This is a genomic window from Streptomyces sp. NPDC050743 (assembly GCF_044456925.1).
In the GTDB taxonomy this organism is placed as follows: Bacteria; Actinomycetota; Actinomycetes; order Streptomycetales; family Streptomycetaceae; genus Streptomyces.
Map to the genome: position 1 here is coordinate 33628 of NZ_JBITGJ010000012.1, position 17588 is coordinate 51215.

Below are 17588 nucleotides of genomic sequence, written 5' to 3' on the forward strand. Positions count from 1 at the left end.
TCGTCGAGGAGCCTCACATGACCCACCCGCCTGACACGGGGCCGGCGCCGGTGCTGGCGCTGAAGGGCGTCTCCAAGTCCTTCGGTGCCGTACGCGCCCTCAGGGACGTCTCCCTGGAGCTGTTGCCCGGCGAGGTGCACGCCCTTGCCGGAGAGAACGGCGCGGGCAAGTCGACGTTGATCAAGACCCTCGCCGGGGTGCACCGGCCGGATGCCGGCCAGGTGCTGCTCGACGGTGAGCCCGTCGTCTTCCACGGCCCCGGCGACGCCCGCGACGCCGGGATCGCCGTGATCTACCAGGAACCCACGCTCTTCCCCGACCTGTCGATCGCCGAGAACATCTTCATGGGCCGCCAGCCCAGGCGGGCCCTCGGCCGGATCGACCACAAGGCCACGCATGCCGCGACCCTGGCCCTGATGAAGCGCCTCGGCGTCGAACTCGATCCCGACCGGCCGGCCCGTGGCCTGTCCATCGCCGACCAGCAGATCGTCGAGATCGCCAAGGCCCTCTCCTTCGAGGCCCGGGTCCTGATCATGGACGAGCCGACGGCCGCCCTGACCGGCAGCGAGGTGGCGCGGCTCTTCGGGGTCGTCCGCACCCTGCGCGAGCAGGGCGCGGCGGTGCTGTTCATCTCGCACCGGCTGGAGGAGATCTTCGAGATCTGCCAGACGGTGACTACGCTGCGGGACGGCGCCTGGATCGCCGGCGAATCGCTGACCGGCATGACCGAGGACGACCTGGTCCGCCGGATGGTCGGCCGCGACCTGGACGAGCTCTACCCCAAGCAGGAGGTCGAGCCCGGCGAGGTGGCCCTGAGCGTCCGCCGCCTGACCCGCGAGGGCGTCTTCACGGACGTGTCCTTCGAGGTGCGGTGCGGCGAGATCGTCGGTCTGGCGGGACTCGTGGGCGCCGGCCGCACCGAGGTGGCCCGCGCGGTGTTCGGCGTCGACCGGTGGGACGCCGGCGAGGTCGAGGTCGCGGGGCGCAGACTCACCAACGGCGCCCCGTCCACGGCCATGGCGGCCGGACTGGCCCTCGTCCCGGAGGACCGGCGCGACCAGGGCCTGGTGATGGACATGTCCATCGAACGCAACATCGGCCTCACCGGACTCCGTACGACCGTCAGGGCCGGGCTGATGGACCGCGGGGCGGAACGCAGCCGCTCCCTCGACTGGGCCGTCAAGCTCCAGGTGAAGTACGCCCGCATCGCCGACGCCGTCTCCACCCTCTCCGGCGGCAACCAGCAGAAGGTCGTCCTCGCCAAGTGGCTCGCCACCGGCCCGAAGGTGCTGATCGTGGACGAGCCGACCCGCGGCATCGACGTCGGTACCAAGGCGGAGGTGCACCGGCTGCTGTCGCAGCTCGCCGCCGACGGGGTGGCGGTGCTGATGATCTCCTCCGACCTGCCCGAGATCCTCGGCATGGCCGACCGCGTGCTCGTCATGCACGAGGGCCGGCTCACCGCCGAGATCCCCCGCGCCGAAGCCTCCGAGGAAACCGTGATGGCCGCAGCCACCGGGAGGGCCGCCGCATGACGGTGACCACCCCGAACCAGACTCCCGCCGTCGAGGTGCCCCGCTCCGGCGGCACCCGGCTGGTCGACCGCGTCTTCAAGATGCGCGAACTCGCCATCCTGGTCGTCTTCCTGGTGATGATCGGCGTCACCCAGGCGGGCAACAGCGAGTTCCTCTCCGAGCAGGGCATCAAGGACCTGCTGCTCAACGCCACCATCCTGGTGCTGGTGGCCACCGGACAGTCCCTGGTGGTGATCACGAGGAACGTCGATCTGTCGGTCGGCTCGACCCTCGGCATCAGCGCCTTCGCCGCCGGCACCTATCTGCACGGCGGCGGCAACGCCGTCGTCGCGATCCTCCTCGCCGTCCTGCTGGGAGTCGGCTTCGGCCTGCTCAACGGCCTGCTGGTCAGCCTCGGCCAGGTGCCCGCCCTCGTCGTCACCCTGGGCACGCTGTACATCATCCGCGGCGTCGACTCCATCTGGGTCGGCTCCCGCCAGATCACCGCGGCCGACCTCCCGGGCGGATTCGTGGACTTCGGCTCCGGTGGCGTCTCGGCGGTGCCGTGGCCGGCACTGATCGCGCTGGTGGTCCTGGTGGCGACGGTGTACTACCTCAAACACTTCGGCAGCGGACGGGAGCTGTACGCCCTCGGTTCCAACCCGGAGGCGGCGCGACTGGCCGGCATCCCCGTCCGCAAGCGGATCCTGGCCGCCTACACCTTCTGCGGCGGCCTCGCCGGACTCGCGGGAGCGATGTATCTGGCCCGCTTCGGAAACGTCGACTCGGGCACCGGAAACGGCTACGAACTCACCGTCGTCAGCGCGGTCGTGGTCGGCGGCGTCGTCTTCACCGGCGGCTCGGGAAGCGTCTACGGAGCCGCTCTGGGCGCCCTGCTGCTCACCTCGATCAACAGCGTCCTGCCCGCTCTCGGCGTCAGCTCGGTGTGGGTGCTCGCCATCAACGGCGTCCTGCTGCTGCTAGCCATCGCCGTCGACCGGATCGTCGCGCTGCGCGTGGCCGCCGCCCTGAAGAAGAAGTCGGACCGGAGGAACACCCCCATGGCGAAGGAGAACGCCGGTGCCTGAATCGCTGACCCGCGCCGTTCGCTGGGACACGGTCGTCGGCGCGCTCCTCATCATCCTGTTGCTGCTGTCGTTCGGTTTCGTGGACGGTTTCGGCAACGCCCTCAATCTGTCCTTCCTCCTCGGCAACACGCTCCCGATCGCGCTGATCGCCCTGCCGATGACCCTGCTGGTGGTCGCGGGCGAGATCGATCTGTCGGTGGCGTCCACGGCCGGGCTGTCCGGGGCGGTGATGGGCAGGCTCTGGAACGACGGCATGACCATCGAGACGATCATCCCGCTGTGCCTGCTGCTGGGCGTCGTCTGCGGGCTGGTCAACGGCCTGCTCGTCACCCGGCTCGGACTGCCGTCCCTCGCCGTCACCATCGGCACCCTGGCCGCCTACCGGGGCATCGCCCAGATCGTGCTCGGCTCCGACGCGGTCACCGACTTCCCCTCCCAGTACCTGGACTTCGCGGCCGGCCGGGTCGGGAACTCCTTCCTGCCCCAGGCGTTCCTGCCCTTCCTGGTGCTGCTCGCCATCGCCGTGGTCGTCCTGCACGCCACCCCGTTCGGCCGGTCGCTGTTCGCGGTCGGCGCGAGCGAGGAGGCGGCGCGGTTCGCCGGGATCCGGGTCAGGCGGACCAAGCTCCTGCTCTTCGTGGCCACCGGGTTCATGTCCGCGCTGACCGGTGTGTTCTGGGCCCTGCACTACGCCAGCGCCCGCTACGACAACGCCACGGGCCTCGAACTCTCCGTCGTCGCGGCCGTGCTGCTCGGCGGCATCGACTTCGACGGGGGCAAGGGCACGCTGGGCGGCGCCATCGCCGGTGTGTTCCTGCTCGGCGCGCTGCAGAACGTCATGAGCCTGCTGAACGTCTCCGCGCAGTCGCAGATCGTCGTCACCGGTGTCCTTCTGGTGATCTCCGTGCTCGGGCCGCGGGTCGCGCGTCAGATCGCCGTGGTCCGGGCCGCCGGTTCCTCCGGTTAGGCCGTTCGCCGGCTGCGGTCCGGTCGTGGCTGGTCGCTCCCCCCGGGTTCCCGGCTTGACCCGAACCCGGGGCACCCCCATCGCGGCGGCAGCCGCACAGGAAACACACCTCCGCGCCTCCCATTGGGACGCGTTCACTCACCCTCTCTTCTCCCAAGGACCCCGCCATGCGCAAGTCACCCCTCCGCCGCACCTGCGCCGCGCTCGCCGTCGGTACGTCCCTCGCCCTGGCGCTCACCGCCTGTGGCGGCACCACCAAGAACGACGTCAAGGACGACAACGCCTCCGCCGCCTCCGGCGGCAAGGCCGATCCGAACGCCGCCACCAAGAAGGGCCTGACCGTCGGCTTCCTGCCCAAGCAGGTCAACAACCCCTACTTCACCTCCGCCGACAAGGGCGGCGAGAAGGCGCTCGCCGAACTCGGCTCGAAGTACAAGGAGGTGGGCCCCTCCAGCGCCACGGACACCTCCGGGCAGGTCAGCTACGTCAACACGCTCACCCAGCAGCAGGTGAACGCGATGGCGGTCTCCGCGCAGGACCCGGGCGCCCTGTGCACCGCCCTCAAGCAGGCCATGAGCAACGGCATCAAGGTCGTCACCTATGACTCCGACACCACGCCCGGCTGCCGTAACGCCTTCGTCTCGCAGGCGTCCGCCGAGGACCTCGGCCGTACCGAGGTGCAGCTGCTCGCGCAGCAGATCGGGTACAAGGGCGAGATCGCCGTCCTGTCCGCCGCCCAGACCGCCACGAACCAGAACACCTGGATCGGGTACATGAAGGACGAGCTGAAGGACCCGAAGTACAAGAACATCAAGCTGGTCAAGATCGCGTACGGCAACGACGACGCCCAGCAGTCCTTCCAGCAGACCCAGGGCCTGCTCCAGCAGTACCCGAACCTGAAGGGGATCATCTCCCCGACCACCGTCGGCATCAAGGCCGCCGCCCAGTACCTGTCGGGCTCCAAGTACAAGGGCAAGGTCAAGCTGACCGGCCTCGGCACCCCCAACGACATGCGCAAGTACGTCAAGAACGGCACCGTGGAGGCCTTCGAGCTGTGGGACCCGGCCAAGCTCGGCGACCTGGCCGCCCGCACCGCCGTCGCGCTGGCCTCGGGCCAGATCACCGGCCAGGAGGGCGAGACCTTCAAGGCCGGCGCTGCGACGTACACCATCGGCAAGGACGGCGTGATCAGCCTGGGCAAGCCGACCGTGTTCGACGCCAATAACATCGACCAGTTCAACTTCTAGGCATGCGGGGGCAGTTGATGCAGCGCGTGTGCTTCCTGCTGAAGGTCAGGGCGGACCGTCTCGACGAGTACCGTGAGCGGCACGCGGCCGTCTGGCCGGAGATGCTCGACGCCCTGAAGGCGACCGGCTGGCACAACTACTCGCTGTTCCTGCGCGAGGACGGCCTGCTCGTCGGCTATCTGGAGACCGAGGACTTCGCCGCCGCCCAGGCCGGCATGGAGGCGACCGAGGTCAACGCGCGCTGGCAGGCGGAGATGGCGCCGTTCTTCGAGTCGCTGGACGGCGCCAGACCCGACGAGGCCATGAGGCCGCTCACGGAGGTGTTCCACCTGTCATGACCGCCGCCGTGAGCGGGGTCGCGGCCCCCGGGGTTACCCGGCTGGGCCGTACCCTCCTCGATGCCCGGGCCCTGTACTTCGTGTCGTACGACGGCCTCGTCAACAACAACTCCTTCCAGAAGAAGGGCCTGTTCACGCACCGCGGCCGGCAGTACGCGGCCTGGTACTCCGCCGACCGCAGCGCGACCGTCGCCCGCCGCGGCCCGGGTGCGGAGCACTGGGCGACGGTGACCCTGGACCACCGGCTCAAGAGCGACGACTCCCACAACGTGATCTCGATGGGTGTGTCGCGGACCGACGGCCGGCTGCACCTGGTCATGGACGCGCACAGCGACGGCTTCGTCTACGTGAAGTCCGTCGCCGGGCTGCTCCACGGCGAACCGCCGTGGACCCGCGCCGCCTTCGGGCCCGTGCGCACCACGCTCGACGGGCTCGCGCTGACCGCACGGTTCACCTGTCCGCAGTTCGTCCCCACCCCCGAGGGCCGGCTCCAGCTCGGCTACCGTGCCGGGATCTCCGGCGACGGCCGCAACGCCCTCGCCGAGTACGACGGTTCGACGTGGACGGCGCTGGGGGAGTGGAGCAGCGCGACAGGCATCTACTCCACGGCGCACGGCTCCAGCACCGCCCGCAGCATGTACCTGCACGGCATCGACTACGACGTCCACGGCCGGCTGCACTCCTTCTTCACCTGGCGCGAGCAGAACGCCTCCGTGACGAGCGGCGGCGGCCTGACCAACCACGACACCGGCTATGTCCTCTCCGCCGACCGGGGGCGGACCTGGCGCAACGACGCCGGTGAGGTAGTGGGCACCACCGGCGGCCCGGACAAGGTCGCCGTCGACAGCCCCGGGCTGGTGGTGGACCCCCTGGCCCCCGACCATGCCCTGATGAACCAGGAGAGCCAGGCCGTCGACTCGGCCGGCCGGCCGCACGCGATCATCAGTCACGTGCCCGGCCGTTTCGGGCGGTGCACCACGGACTACGCCGCCGACCGCATCGCCCACGGGCGCGCCTTCCACCTCCGCAAGAACGCTTCCGGCGCCTGGCGGAAGACCGAGATCCCGATCCCGCTGAACTCCAGCCAGCGCACCAAGCTCGTCCTGGACCGGTACGACCACGCTTACGCGGTGTTTCCGTTCGGCCGCATCGCCGCCGCGTCGAAGGCCTCCGGGTACACCGACTGGACACTGCTGTACGACGGTGGTGATCTGAACGCCTTCGGCGAGGTGGTCGTCGACGAGACGCGGATCCGGTCGGAGAACGTCCTGTCCTTCATGTACCAGGCGAAGTCCACCGGTACGACTCCCTCGCCCCTGTACGTGGCCGACTTCGCGCTGCCGGCATGACGGTAATGTGAAGGTCGTCCCGCCGCCCCTTGTCTCCCTGGAGGTCTTCGCCCGATGGCCCAGTCGGTGGGTATCAAGGACGTCGCCCGTGTCGCCGGAGTGTCGGTGGGCACGGTGTCGAACGTCATCAACCGCCCGGACACCGTCGCGAGTGAGACCCGGGCGCGGGTGCTGTCCGCGATCGACCGGCTCGGCTACGTCCGCAGCGAGTCGGCGCGGCAGCTGCGCGCGGGCCGCAGCCGGATCATGGGCCTGCTCGTGCTCGACATGGGCAACCCGTTCTTCGTGGACGTGGCCCGTGGCGCCGAGCGGGCGGCCCGCGAGGCGGGGCTCGGCGTGATGGTGTGCAACAGCGCCCAGAACGCCGCCGAGGAGGCCGACTACCTGGGGCTCTTCGCCGAGCAGCGGGTGCGGGGCGTGCTGCTGACCCCGGCCGACGCCACCGGCCGCAACATCGATGCCTTCCGCCGGCACGGCATCCCCTTCGTCCTGGTCGACCGGGTCGCCGAGGGCACCGCCGAGTGCTCGGTGTCCGTGGACGACGTGACCGGCGGCGCGCTCGCCGTCCGGCACTTGATGGACGCGGGCCACCGCTCCATCGCCTACGTCAGCGGACCCCCCGGACTCAACCAGGTCCGCGACCGCCGTACCGGGGCCCTGAACGCCCTGGCCGAGGCCGGGCTCGGCCCTGAGGCGCTGCGCGAGCTGCCCACCGAACGCCTCGACGTGGCCGCCGGCCGCGACGCCGGCGCTCGCCTGCTGGGCCTGGCCGACCGCCCCACCGCCGTGTTCTGCGCCAACGACCTGCTCGCCCTCGGCGTCCTGCAGGCCCTGTACGCCGCCGGCGTCACCGTCCCCGACGACCTCGCCATCGTCGGCTACGACGACATCGAGTTCGCGGCGGCCGCCGCCGTACCGCTGACCTCCGTACGGCAGCCCGCCGTCACCATGGGCGCCCTCGCCGCCGAGCTGCTGCTGGAGGAGACCGAACAGGGCGAGGGCACGCGCACCCACGAGCACCGCCGGGTGGTGCTCCAGCCGGAGCTGGTGGTGCGCCGTTCCAGCCTCGTGGCACGCTGAGCGGGGCGCTGACCGGAAGTTCAGTAAGAATCCATGATCCCCGGGATCCGCGCGGGCCCGGTCATGTGCTGAACTGGGACCCGTCCGCACCGTCCGTCCCGGGAGACCCGTTGAGCCTCAGCTACCGCCAGCCCGGCGTCATCCTCACCGACCGCCGCTTCACCGTGCCCCTCGACCACGCCGCCCCGGACGGCGAGACGATCGAGCTGTACGCCCGTGAGGTGGTCGCGAGCGACAAGGCCGGGCAGGAGCTGCCGTGGCTGGTGTATCTCCAGGGCGGTCCCGGCTTCGGGGCGAATCGTTTCGTCGGACGTCAGGCCTGGCTCGACCGGGCCCTGAAGGACTACCGCGTCCTGCTGCTCGACCAGCGCGGCACCGGCAGTTCCACCCCGGCCACCCGGCAGACGCTCCCGCTGCGCGGCGGCCCCGCCGAACAGGCCGACTACCTCACCCTTTTCCGCGCCGACGCCATCGTCCGGGACTGCGAGGCCATCCGCCCCGAGGTCACCGGCGGCGCCCCCTGGACCGTGCTCGGCCAGAGCTTCGGCGGCTTCTGCACGGTGTCCTACCTCTCCCTGGCCCCCGAGGGCCTGGACACCGCCGTCATCACCGGCGGCCTGCCCTCCCTGCACGCGCACGCCGACGACGTCTACCGCGCGGCCTACCCGCGCATCGAACGCAAGGTGACCGCGCACTACGCCCGCTACCCCCAGGACGTCGAGCGGGCCCGCCGTATCGCCGACCACCTCCTCACCCACGACGTGGTCCTGCCGAACGGCTACCGGTTCACCGTCGAGGCCTTCCAGTCCCTCGGCCTGATGCTCGGCACGAGCGACGGCAGCCACCGCTTGCACCACCTCCTGGAGGACGCCTTCGTGCGCACACCGGGCGGCCCGGAGCTGTCCGACGCCTTCCAGGAACAGGCCCAGTCCCTGCTGTCCTACGCCGGCCACCCCCTCTACGCGCTCGTCCACGAGTCGATCTACGGCCGCGACGCCCGCCCCACCGCCTGGGCCGCCGAGCGTGTCCGCGCGGAGTTCCCGCAGTTCGACGCGGCCAAGGCGCTCGCCGACGACAGCCCGGTGCTGTTCACGGGCGAGACGGTCCACCCCTGGATGTTCGAGGCCGACCCGGCCCTGCGCCCGCTGCGCGAGACGGCCGACCTCCTCGCCGCCCGCACCGACTGGCAGCCCCTGTACGACCCCACCCGCCTCGCCGTCAACGAGGTCCCGGTCGTGGCGGCCGTCTACCACGACGACATGTACGTCGACACCGCACACTCCCTTCAGACCGCCCGCGCGATCCGCGGCCTGCGCACCTGGGTCACCGACGAGTTCGAGCACGACGGCCTGCGCACGGGGGCGCCGAGGGTCCTGGACCGACTGCTGGCGATGGCGAGAGACGCGGTGTGAAGCGCGGCGGCGCCTCCAGCCCATGCCCGAGGACTGGCAGCGCGCCCTGGCCGTGGTGGCGCACCCCGACGACCTGGAATACGGGTGCTCCGCGGCGGTCGCGGCCTGGACCGACGCCGGCCGCGAGGTCTCCTACGTCCTCGCGACCCGCGGCGAGGCGGACATCGACACCCTCGACCCCGCCGCCTGCGGTCCGCTGCGCGAACGTGAGCAGCGGGCGAGCGCGGCCGTCGTCGGTGTCACCTCGGTCTAGTTCCTCGGCCACCGGGACGGGGTGATCGAGTACGGGCTCCCGCCTGGATCTTCCCGGAACTCACCCAACAGGGACTCGAACCCTGGAACGGTGTGCGCTGGGTCGCCGTCGCAGGCTCCAGCCGGCCCACCCACGCCGTGGACGCGGGGCCCGGACTGGAGCGCGCGGTGCGCTCCCTGCTCGAACACCGCACCTACATCGAGGCACTGACCGACGAGGACCCGGAGACACACGTCCGCACCTTCCTGACCACCAACGCCAGGACCACCGGCGAACGCTTCGGCGGCAGGCCGGCGGTGGCCTTCGAGGAGTTCGGCCGCTGAAGGCTGCCGTGTCGCCCTGACCTGCGCCGCGTCCGCCGACTTCGCGCTGAACCGGCGAGCCGGCCCGGGCCGGTGCCGCCGGCGGGAAGGGCGGCAAGAAGGGCAAGGGCACGGACCGGCGGGGCGCGGATCTGATCGGGGCCCGGCTCGGGGGCGCAGATCTGCGCGGGGCGAGCCTGCGCGGCGCCTACCTCATCGCCGCCGGCCTCACCGGCGCCTTCTTCCTCACCCAGTCCCAGCTCGACGCGGCCCGCGGCAGCACCGGCACCAGGCTGCGGGAGTCGTTGACGCGTCCCGTGCACTGGACAGCGGGCGGCTGAGTCGTCGGCGTCGGCCGGGCAAGGCCGGCTCGGCGTGCGTACGGCCCGGTGACCTTGGCGGTGCACCGGGCCGGGGTCAACGTGCCGACTGGTGCACCGGGCAGCCGCCGGTCGGGGTGGTGACCGGAGCGTCTTCGGTAGGCGTGTCCGTCGCATGGGTGGTGTTCGGCTCCGCGGTGCTCCCCGCGCTCACCTCGTGCGCCGGGCAGGCCTCCGCCGGGTCGGCCTCCGGCCCTGCCTCCGCGGCGGATTCCGGTGCACGTGCCGTCGCCGGCCGGCGCTCCAGGCCCAGCCGCAGTCCCTCCGGCATCATCGTCAGCCGTTCGGTCACGGACAGCTGGTAGGCCGGGTCGGGCAGCAGGTCGTAGCGGCGCAGCAGGAGGCCGAGGACCAGTGTCGCCTCGTGCAGGGCGAACTGGCGGCCGATGCAGGCGCGGGCGCCGGTGCCGAAGGGCTTGAAGGTGTGCGCGGGACGGGACCGTACGGCCGCAGCCTCGAAGCGGTCCGGGTCGAAGCGCTCGGCGTCCTCGCCCCAGACCTCGGGGTCGCGGTGCAGCATCGGTGTCAGCACCAGTGCCCACGCGCCCCGGAGCATCGGGTGGTCGTCGGCGAGCACGGTGTCCCGCAGGGCCTCGCGGGCGAAGGCCGGGGCGGTCGGCCACAGGCGCAGCGACTCGTCCAGCACCCGGCGGACGTAGCGCAGCTTGGCCACCTGGTCGTAGCCGGGCTGCTCGGTGCCGCCCCAGACACGGTCCACCTCGGCGCGGGCCCGGTCGGCGATCTCGGGGTGCCGGGCGAGGTAGTACAGGGCGAAGGAGAGCGCGCCCGAGGTGGTCTCGTGGCCCGCGACCAGGAACGTGATCACCTGCTTGCGGACGTTCTCCGCCGACAGTTTGCCGCCGGTCTCCGGATGGGCCGTCTCCAGCATCCGGTCCAGCAGGTCACCGTCCCCGCGCCCCGAACGGCGCCGTTCGGCGACCAGGTCGTCGACCGTCCTGTTCAGGTAGGCCATGTCGGCCGCGTTGCGCCGTGCGGCGGTGCGCAGCAGCAGCGGGGCCAGCGGCCCGGGCACGCTGTTCAGGCGCTGGGCGTAGGTGAGCGTGCCGACCATCGCGGTGACGAAGGGGTGGGGCCGGTCCCGCTCGAAGGAGCCGAAGTCGTGCCCGAACCCGGTCCGCGCGATCGTCTCCAGGGTCAGCTTGGTCATGTCTTCGGGCACGTCCACCGTGCGCCCGGCCGCCGCCGCACGGTCCCAGTGGGCGGTGAGGCGGCCGGCGACCGCGAGCATCATCCCGTGGTAGGCCTCCATCGCCTCCCGGCTGAAGCCGGGCGCCAGGACGTCGTGCGCCAGCTGCCAGTTGGGCTCGTGGTTGTAGGCGGTGAACAGGCCGTCCCCGGCGAGCGGCCGCAGATTGGCCACGCCCAGACCGACGTGCTTGGCGAACCGGGACTCGTCGGCCAGGTCCGCGGCCGGCCGCGCACCCCACACGAACACGAACTCCTTGCCGAAGGCCCGCCGCCGGAAGATCGGCCCCAGCTCGCGCGCGAAGCGCATGGAGTCCTGCACCGGCTTGCGCCGGTCGACCCCGAGCACATCGCCGAGCAGCGGCACCCGGCGCGGCGGATGCGGGATGCGGTGCAGCTCGGGCCAGCCCGGTTCGGCGCTCCGGAAACCCCTCGGCAGCCCCGTCTCCGTCGTCCCCGTCGTCTCCGCCATGACGCCGATCTCCCTTGATCCAGCGGACCGTTGAATCCGTGACGCGATCTGTGACGCGACCGGTGACATGCGTCTGCGACGCGCGTGTTGTACGTGGGTTCAATAACAGGTTTCAGTCTGGGCCGCTTGTTGAACCCGCGTCAAGTAAAGTGACGCCATGCCCGCGAACCAGGGGGAGCGCGCCCGGCGCAGACTCAGCACCGGGGAACGCCGTGAGCAGCTGCTGTCGGTCGGCGCGAGGCTGTTCTCGGAGAGCCCCTACGACGACGTGTGGATCGAGCAGGTGGCCGAGATCGCCGGAGTCTCCCGCGGGCTGCTCTACCACTACTTCCCGACCAAGCGGGACTTCTTCGCGGCGGTCGTCGAGCGCGAGAGCGAGCGGATGCTGCGCATGACGGCGGCCGTGCCCGGTGTGCCGGTGCGCGAGCAGCTCACCGCCGGGCTCGACACCTACCTCGGTTACGTCCAGGCCCACGCCCACGGCTTCCGCGCCTTCCATCGCGCCGACGCGGCCGGCGACCAGGCCGTACGCCGGGTCTACCAGCGGGCCCTGGCCGCCCAGGAGCAGCAGATCCTCGCCGCGCTCGCCGCCGACCCTGAGTTCGGGCCCGTCTTCGAGAGCGCCCCGCACGTCCGCCTGGCCGTGCGCGGCTGGCTCGCCTTCACCACCGCCGTGTGCCTGGAGTGGCTGCGCGACGGCGAGCTGACGCGCGAGCAGGTGCGCGACCTGTGCGCGCGGGCGCTGTTGGGTGTCATCGCCTGACCGCTGCCTGCCACTGCCCGCCCCCCGCTTGATTCTTTCCGCCGGTGCGGTGTGGTTGGCGTACGCCCCGATCTTCGATAAATTAGGCAAGCCTTACCTAAGGAGGTCTCGGATGGGTGACACGCAGGACTGGACGGCCGCACCCGGAGCGGCGGAACGGGCACGGTCGGTGCCGGCCGCCGCCTGGTCGTGCGCGGTGACCGCGGACGGCGCCCGCGAGGAGTACGTCGGCGCGCACACCGTGACCGACGACGGCGCCGTACGCCTGGCGGTGCCCGACGACAGCGCCCTGCTCACCGCGGCCATCTGCGCCCCACGCCAGGAACCCTCCGCAGTGCTGGAATTCGCCGACGTGGCCCCCGTACCCGTGCGGGACCGGATCCGGGCCCGGCTCTACCTCGCCGGCTGGTTCACCCCGGACCGCGGCACCCTGCTGTTCCGGCCCACCCGGGTGGTGCTGCGCAGGTCCTCCGGGGCCGTGGTGGTCGACCTCGACGAGTACGCCGCCGCCCGGCCCGACCCGCTCGCCGAGGCCGAGGCCCGGCTCCTGACCCACCTCGCCGACGTCCACCCGGACGCCGTCGAGCGGCTGACCCGCCTGGTGCGGCCGGAGAGCCTGCACGCCGCGACCCGTGTGCTGCCCCTCGCCGTCGACCGGCACGGACTGACCCTGCGCATCGAACGCACCCGCGCCCACGGCGACGTACGCCTGCCCTTCCACACACCCGCCGACGACGTCGCCCAGCTCACCGAGCGCATGCACGCCCTGCTGGCCCAGGCCGCTTCCGCCGGCTGCCCGCGCGCGCTACAGCGGCAGCGCGCAGACGGCGACGGGTGACGCGAACGGCTCGCCGGCCGGTCGCAGTTCACCGCTGCCCGCGTCGACGTGGAAGACGGTGACCGTCCCCGAGCGCTGGTTCGCCGCGAACAGGAGGTGGCCGTCCGGCGAGAGAGCGATCTGCCGCGGGAAGTCCCCGCCCACCGGCACCGTGCCCAGCAGCCGCAGCCGGGCGCCGTCGGCCTCGATCGCGTACCGCGCGAGGCTGTTGTGGCCCCGGTTGGCCAGGAACGCGTACCCGCCGTCCGCCGTCACGACGAACTGCGCCGGGTAGTTGGTGCCGCCGTCCGAACCCGTGGACTGCGGCTCGCCGATCGTCAGCCGGCCGGAGGCCGGGTCATAGCCGCAGACGGTGACCGTGTCGTCCACCTCGTTGGCCAGATAGGCGTACCGGCCGCCGGGATGGAAGGTCAGATGACGCGGTCCCGCCCCGGGCCGGGTGTGCGCCCGCGCCACCTCCGTCAGCGTGCCCCTCACCTGGTCGAGGCGGTAGCTGTAGACGGTGTCGGTGCCGAGGTCGACCGCGAGGACATGGCCGCCGTCCGGGCTGGTGAGGAACTGGTGGGCGTGTGCCCCCTGTTGACCGGGACCGGGAGGCGGGGTGGTGTGCGTGACGACGTCGGTGCGCTCGCCGGGGGCACCGGAGGCGTCGAGGGGATGCACGGCGACGCTGCCCGAACCGTAGTTGGCGCTCAGCAGCCAGCGACCGGAGGGATGCACCGACAGATGGCACGGGCCCGCGCCGCCCGTGCCACGGGTGCCGAGGACCCGCCGGTCGGCGAGGCGCACGGCCGTCACACCGCTGTCCTGGCGCTCGTCCACCGCGTACAGCGTGCGGCCGTCCGGGTGCACGGCGAGGTACGACGGGTCGGCGACGCCGGTGAGCGCGCCGGAGCCGGTGATCCGGCCGGTCGCCGGGTCGTAGGAGGCCAGCCCGATGCCGGGGCCGCCGCCGTCGACCGAGGTGTAGGTGCCCACGTACAGCGGACGCGGACCGGAGGGCCCGCGGGGTGGTGCGGCGGACCTGGGCTCCGCCGCGGCCGTCGTCCGGGCCGGCGGAGCCGCCGGTGACGGCACCGCCACCACGGCCGCCGTACCCGCCACGGCCCCGACGAACCGGCGCCGGCTCCAGCGTCCGTTCACCGGCCTGTCGTCCGTGTCCATGCAACACCTCAGGTCGTCGCTCGCCCCGCTCGTGACAGCCACCTTGGCCTCTGCCGACCGTAAAGGGCAAGTACGGCAACGGGTGTTGCACGACATGCAATGCGACTTACCACTCACCGTCCTCGACCGGCTTGCCCGATGCGTCCTTCAGCGGGGTCACCTGGCCGGCGGACGGCGCCTGCCACGGGTCCAGGTCGTCCCCGAGCCACTCGCCGACCGGCTTGACCGCGCCCAGGGTGTCCGGCGGGGCAAGATCCTCGGCATCGGCGTCGTAGTAGTCGTACCAGGGCAGCCCCGCCCGGGTGTACGCCGCCCGGTCCACCGGCGACGGCGGGGGCGCCTCGCCGGTGATGCGCCGCCACTCCGGCGGCGTGACCAGATGGACGAACACCCGCCCGGCGGGCTCCTCGGACCAGTCCGTCAGCGGACGGTCGTCCCGGTACACCTCCTGGCGCATCGAGCCGCCGACGCCGAGACCCATGGCGGCGCCCCGCGGCGCCCCACCCGGGGCCGCGGGAGGCGGCATCGCCCGGGGCGCGGACGCCATCATCGGCATCGCCGCGCCGTACCCGCCCGTCGGCCCGGCCGCCAGGGCCCTGCGCCGCGCCTCCTCCCGCTCCCGCTCACGGCGCCGCCACTCGGTCAGGAGTGGCTCCCGCAGCGGGAACGACTGCAGCTGGACCCCGCCCCACACCTCCTCGCCGGTGACCTGCCCCTCCACCGTCGCACCCAGACCCAGCGGCACGGCGACGAACTGGCGGACCGTCCCCTTGCCGGAGTTGATGCCGTCCAGCCAGGGCTGGCGGGGCAGCACCACGTAGTTCTGCGGATCCCGGGCGAGCCGGTCGCTCCAAGGCCGGCCGGACACCGCGCACACCTTGCCGACCCCGACCTGGAGCGCCGCCGGCTCCCTGGTGCCGGAAAAGCTCAGCCACATCGCCTCGCGCAGATACACCGGCAGCATCACGCCACCGCGCGCCCGCCACTCGGCCGGCACCGTGTCCGGATAGTCCGAGACCCGCCGGATCGGGAACTCGCCCAGCCCGGGCGGCAGCGGATGCGTGCCCGTCTCCGGCAGCCGCAGCGTGCGGATGAACCGCACCGCCACCCCGCCCGGCAACCGCAGTGTGTTCCCGTCGATCCGCACCCCGGAACCGGCCATCCGCTCGCCCCCTCGCATCCGTGCCGGCCGCCCGGCACCCCTCGCACTCCGCGCCGGCCGCCCCGGCACCCTGCGCGCCGAGCCCGCCCGGCGCCCTCCTCACCAAAAACGCTCACCGAACCCCGCACGGTTCCGCCACAGCTCCTCCTGCACCCCGAGCCGTTCGCGCACCCGGGTCATCCGGGGCAGCTTCGCCCGCTGCCGCTGGGAGACCCGGTCCAGCTCCTCGAACAGGCGCCGGGTGCGGTGCTCGGTGTTGAGCTCGTCGATGATCCGGGTCGTCTCGGTCAGCACCGCCCCGAACAGCTGCCAGTTCGCCCAGTCCTTGCCGATCTCCTCCTGGAGCAGCTCGGCCAGCCGGTCCCGGGTGCCGGCCGCCGTGTGCAGTTCGGCGGACAGTCGGGCCTCCGCCGACTCGGCGTTCTCGCTCAGATGCGTGGTGACCAGGACCGAGAAGCTGACCACCGCGTCGGCGATCTCCGACAGGAGCTGTTCCACGGTCGCCCCGACCCGGGGCGGGAACAGCTCCTCGGCCCCGCGGGCCTTCGCCAGGTCCGTGAAGGTACGGGCCAGCACCCGCAGCACCACCGTGCAGATCTCCAGCGTGTCCAGACCGGTGCGCAGCACCACCCGGTGCAGCAGCCCCTCCCTGACTCGCGGGTTGAGCCGCAGGCTGTCCTCGGCCTGCCGGAGCGACGCGTCCACGCGGGAGATGTGCTGGTCCAGCTGCCGCGCCTCGTGCAGCCGCTCGGCCGCACGCTCCCAGGGGATCCGGCCGGCGGCCTCCTCACCCATCCGCAGCATCAACTGCCGCACCCGGCGTGCCTGGTCCTCGATCGAACGGCCCGCCTCGTCCACCCACACCGGGGGCGGGAGCAGCAGGTTGCAGGCCGTGCCGACGACCGCGCCGATCAGCGTCTCCACGATGCGCGCCCAGGCGGTGAACCCGACGGTGGTGACCCCGAGGACCAGCATGGCGCTGATCGCCACCTCGGCCACGTACTCGTCGACCCGCACCAGGTGCCCGACGGCCAGTGAGGCCACGATCAGCAGGGCGAGGCTCCACCAGGTCAGTCCCACCAGCACACTGAAGGCGATCGCGACCAGCACCCCGGCGACCACCGAGTTCACCCGGCGGATGCCGTTGGTGAGGGTGGCGTAGAAGGTCACCTGGACGACCAGCAGCGCGGTCAGCGGCGCGGTCAGCGGGGCCGGCTCGGGACTCAGCCGCAGGGCGATGACGTAGGCGATCGTCGCAGCCGTCGCCGACCGCAGCGTCTGGACGACCACCGGCTGCCGGCGGCGCTCCAGCAGACGCCGCAGTCCCGTGGGCCACTTCCGTACGTCGTGCATCCCTTGGCCTGTTCCCGTTCCTGGGGTGGGTCGAACGTCCCGCCCTCGCGGACCGGAACTGTCCGCATGGGTTCATGCGGTGATCCTCCGAGGGCGTCGGGATGGCGCGGCAGGCGCACGCCTAATCGGCGGGAGGTGGTCGCCGCAGTGCCGGAGGAAGACTGGGGCAGGCCGGCGCCGTGCTCCGAGTGGACCGTACGGCGGGTGCTCAACCGCGCGCGGATCGACCAGCAGGCGTACGGCCTCGTGCTCCGTGCCGGACGGCCGGGCGAGGACCCGTTCCGGCTGGCCGACGCCCTGCACGGCGGTCCCTTGGCCGAACTGGACAAGGTCCTGGACGCTGTGGCCGACGCCTGCGCGGGGCCGCCCGCCGACGCCGGGTCCGTACCGGCGCCGCTGGGCCTGCTGCCCCTGCCGCCGGCCGCCGGTGCGGGCGCGCTGGACGCCGCCGTGCACGCCTGGGACATCGCCGTCGCCACCGGTCGGATCCGGCCACTTGCACCAGCGCCGGCGGCGGGCCTGGGGCCGGTCGCCGACCAGCTGGTGCCACGGCTGCGCGAGTACGGCGTCTTCGCACCCGCCCTGGCGTCCGACGGCCCCCAGGGGGCGGCGGCGTCCCTCCTCGCCTTCCTCGGCCGCGGCCCGGAGTGGGCGCCGCCGACGGCCTGACCGCGGGGCTCGGTGGGGCTTATGGGGGCTG

At 72.3% G+C, this 17588-nt stretch carries 15 protein-coding genes and 2 pseudogenes; 13 read left to right on the plus strand and 4 right to left on the minus strand.

Annotated elements, in window-relative coordinates:
* Positions 1-17 precede the first annotated feature (17 nt).
* The 10 genes and pseudogenes from ACIBJF_RS15065 to ACIBJF_RS15110 form a co-directional block, all read left to right on the plus strand.
* Entirely contained in the window at positions 18-1535 is a 1518-nt protein-coding gene (locus tag ACIBJF_RS15065) for a sugar ABC transporter ATP-binding protein (RefSeq protein WP_399174141.1), read from the plus strand.
* The gene (locus tag ACIBJF_RS15070) at positions 1532-2602 is read left to right on the plus strand and encodes an ABC transporter permease (protein WP_399174142.1); all 1071 of its coding nucleotides are present in this window, start codon (positions 1532-1534) and stop codon (positions 2600-2602) included. The genes ACIBJF_RS15065 and ACIBJF_RS15070 overlap by 4 nt, the downstream gene beginning before the upstream one ends.
* Entirely contained in the window at positions 2595-3569 is a 975-nt protein-coding gene (locus ACIBJF_RS15075) for an ABC transporter permease (RefSeq protein ID WP_399174143.1), read from the plus strand. The genes ACIBJF_RS15070 and ACIBJF_RS15075 overlap by 8 nt, the downstream gene beginning before the upstream one ends.
* A 167-nt stretch (positions 3570-3736) precedes the next feature.
* The gene (gene rhaS / locus ACIBJF_RS15080) at positions 3737-4816 is read left to right on the plus strand and encodes a rhamnose ABC transporter substrate-binding protein (protein WP_399174144.1); all 1080 of its coding nucleotides are present in this window, start codon (positions 3737-3739) and stop codon (positions 4814-4816) included.
* Between the two features lie 17 nt (positions 4817-4833).
* On the plus strand, positions 4834-5154 hold the full coding sequence (locus ACIBJF_RS15085) for an L-rhamnose mutarotase (protein ID WP_356314587.1): 321 nt from the start codon (positions 4834-4836) through the stop codon (positions 5152-5154).
* Positions 5151-6503 carry a BNR repeat-containing protein gene (locus ACIBJF_RS15090; protein ID WP_399174145.1) on the plus strand — a complete coding sequence of 451 codons (1353 nt, stop codon included), beginning with the start codon at positions 5151-5153 and terminating at the stop codon, positions 6501-6503. The genes ACIBJF_RS15085 and ACIBJF_RS15090 overlap by 4 nt, the downstream gene beginning before the upstream one ends.
* Before the next feature lie 54 nt (positions 6504-6557).
* The gene (locus tag ACIBJF_RS15095) at positions 6558-7583 is read left to right on the plus strand and encodes a LacI family DNA-binding transcriptional regulator (RefSeq protein WP_399174146.1); all 1026 of its coding nucleotides are present in this window, start codon (positions 6558-6560) and stop codon (positions 7581-7583) included.
* A 110-nt stretch (positions 7584-7693) separates the two neighbouring features.
* Positions 7694-8995: an alpha/beta fold hydrolase gene (locus ACIBJF_RS15100; protein ID WP_399174147.1), complete on the plus strand. Its 1302-nt coding sequence runs from the start codon at positions 7694-7696 to the stop codon at positions 8993-8995.
* Between the two features lie 22 nt (positions 8996-9017).
* Positions 9018-9571, plus strand: a pseudogene (locus tag ACIBJF_RS15105) (PIG-L deacetylase family protein).
* A gap of 50 nt (positions 9572-9621) precedes the next feature.
* A pseudogene (locus tag ACIBJF_RS15110) lies at positions 9622-9891 on the plus strand (pentapeptide repeat-containing protein); the annotation flags it as partial.
* Positions 9892-9967: 76 nt separating this feature from the next.
* On the opposite strand, the gene ACIBJF_RS15115 reads toward ACIBJF_RS15110, so the two are convergent.
* Positions 9968-11608 (minus strand): cytochrome P450, encoded by a 1641-nt coding sequence (locus tag ACIBJF_RS15115; RefSeq protein WP_399174148.1) that lies wholly within the window; start codon positions 11606-11608, stop codon positions 9968-9970.
* 157 nt (positions 11609-11765) lie between these two features.
* Here ACIBJF_RS15115 and ACIBJF_RS15120 point away from each other — a divergent pair, with 157 nt between their 5' ends.
* Both ACIBJF_RS15120 and ACIBJF_RS15125 read left to right on the plus strand, forming a co-directional pair.
* Positions 11766-12371: a TetR/AcrR family transcriptional regulator gene (locus tag ACIBJF_RS15120; protein WP_356314572.1), complete on the plus strand. Its 606-nt coding sequence runs from the start codon at positions 11766-11768 to the stop codon at positions 12369-12371.
* Between the two features lie 112 nt (positions 12372-12483).
* Positions 12484-13209 carry a DUF2470 domain-containing protein gene (locus ACIBJF_RS15125; protein WP_399174149.1) on the plus strand — a complete coding sequence of 242 codons (726 nt, stop codon included), beginning with the start codon at positions 12484-12486 and terminating at the stop codon, positions 13207-13209.
* Here ACIBJF_RS15125 and ACIBJF_RS15130 read toward each other — a convergent pair.
* The 3 genes from ACIBJF_RS15130 to ACIBJF_RS15140 all read right to left on the minus strand — a co-directional run bounded on the left by ACIBJF_RS15130 (position 13177) and on the right by ACIBJF_RS15140 (position 16888).
* Complete coding sequence (locus ACIBJF_RS15130; protein ID WP_399174150.1) at positions 13177-14373, minus strand: lactonase family protein; 1197 nt, start codon at positions 14371-14373, stop codon at positions 13177-13179. The two genes, ACIBJF_RS15125 and ACIBJF_RS15130, sit on opposite strands and share 33 nt — an antisense overlap.
* A gap of 106 nt (positions 14374-14479) precedes the next feature.
* Complete coding sequence (locus ACIBJF_RS15135) at positions 14480-15535, minus strand: hypothetical protein (protein WP_399174151.1); 1056 nt, start codon at positions 15533-15535, stop codon at positions 14480-14482.
* A 99-nt stretch (positions 15536-15634) separates the two neighbouring features.
* Positions 15635-16888: an aromatic acid exporter family protein gene (locus ACIBJF_RS15140; RefSeq protein ID WP_399174152.1), complete on the minus strand. Its 1254-nt coding sequence runs from the start codon at positions 16886-16888 to the stop codon at positions 15635-15637.
* Positions 16889-17023: 135 nt separating this feature from the next.
* Here ACIBJF_RS15140 and ACIBJF_RS15145 point away from each other — a divergent pair, with 135 nt between their 5' ends.
* Positions 17024-17557, plus strand: a complete 534-nt coding sequence (locus ACIBJF_RS15145; protein ID WP_399174153.1) for a TIGR03086 family metal-binding protein — start codon at positions 17024-17026, stop codon at positions 17555-17557.
* Positions 17558-17588: the final 31 nt, after the last annotated feature.

Bases quoted from the DNA above. Each gene is read 5' to 3' on its own strand.
- ACIBJF_RS15065 (WP_399174141.1), top strand. From the start codon at position 18: ATGACCCACCCGCCTGACACGGGGCCGGCGCCGGTGCTGGCGCTGAAG.
- ACIBJF_RS15070 (WP_399174142.1), top strand. From the start codon at position 1,532: ATGACGGTGACCACCCCGAACCAGACTCCCGCCGTCGAGGTGCCCCGC.
- rhaS (WP_399174144.1), top strand. From the start codon at position 3,737: ATGCGCAAGTCACCCCTCCGCCGCACCTGCGCCGCGCTCGCCGTCGGT.
- ACIBJF_RS15085 (WP_356314587.1), top strand. From the start codon at position 4,834: ATGCAGCGCGTGTGCTTCCTGCTGAAGGTCAGGGCGGACCGTCTCGAC.
- ACIBJF_RS15090 (WP_399174145.1), top strand. From the start codon at position 5,151: ATGACCGCCGCCGTGAGCGGGGTCGCGGCCCCCGGGGTTACCCGGCTG.
- ACIBJF_RS15095 (WP_399174146.1), top strand. From the start codon at position 6,558: ATGGCCCAGTCGGTGGGTATCAAGGACGTCGCCCGTGTCGCCGGAGTG.
- ACIBJF_RS15115 (WP_399174148.1), bottom strand. From the start codon at position 11,608: ATGGCGGAGACGACGGGGACGACGGAGACGGGGCTGCCGAGGGGTTTC.
- ACIBJF_RS15120 (WP_356314572.1), top strand. From the start codon at position 11,766: ATGCCCGCGAACCAGGGGGAGCGCGCCCGGCGCAGACTCAGCACCGGG.
- ACIBJF_RS15125 (WP_399174149.1), top strand. From the start codon at position 12,484: ATGGGTGACACGCAGGACTGGACGGCCGCACCCGGAGCGGCGGAACGG.
- ACIBJF_RS15130 (WP_399174150.1), bottom strand. From the start codon at position 14,373: ATGGACACGGACGACAGGCCGGTGAACGGACGCTGGAGCCGGCGCCGG.
- ACIBJF_RS15135 (WP_399174151.1), bottom strand. From the start codon at position 15,535: ATGGCCGGTTCCGGGGTGCGGATCGACGGGAACACACTGCGGTTGCCG.
- ACIBJF_RS15140 (WP_399174152.1), bottom strand. From the start codon at position 16,888: ATGCACGACGTACGGAAGTGGCCCACGGGACTGCGGCGTCTGCTGGAG.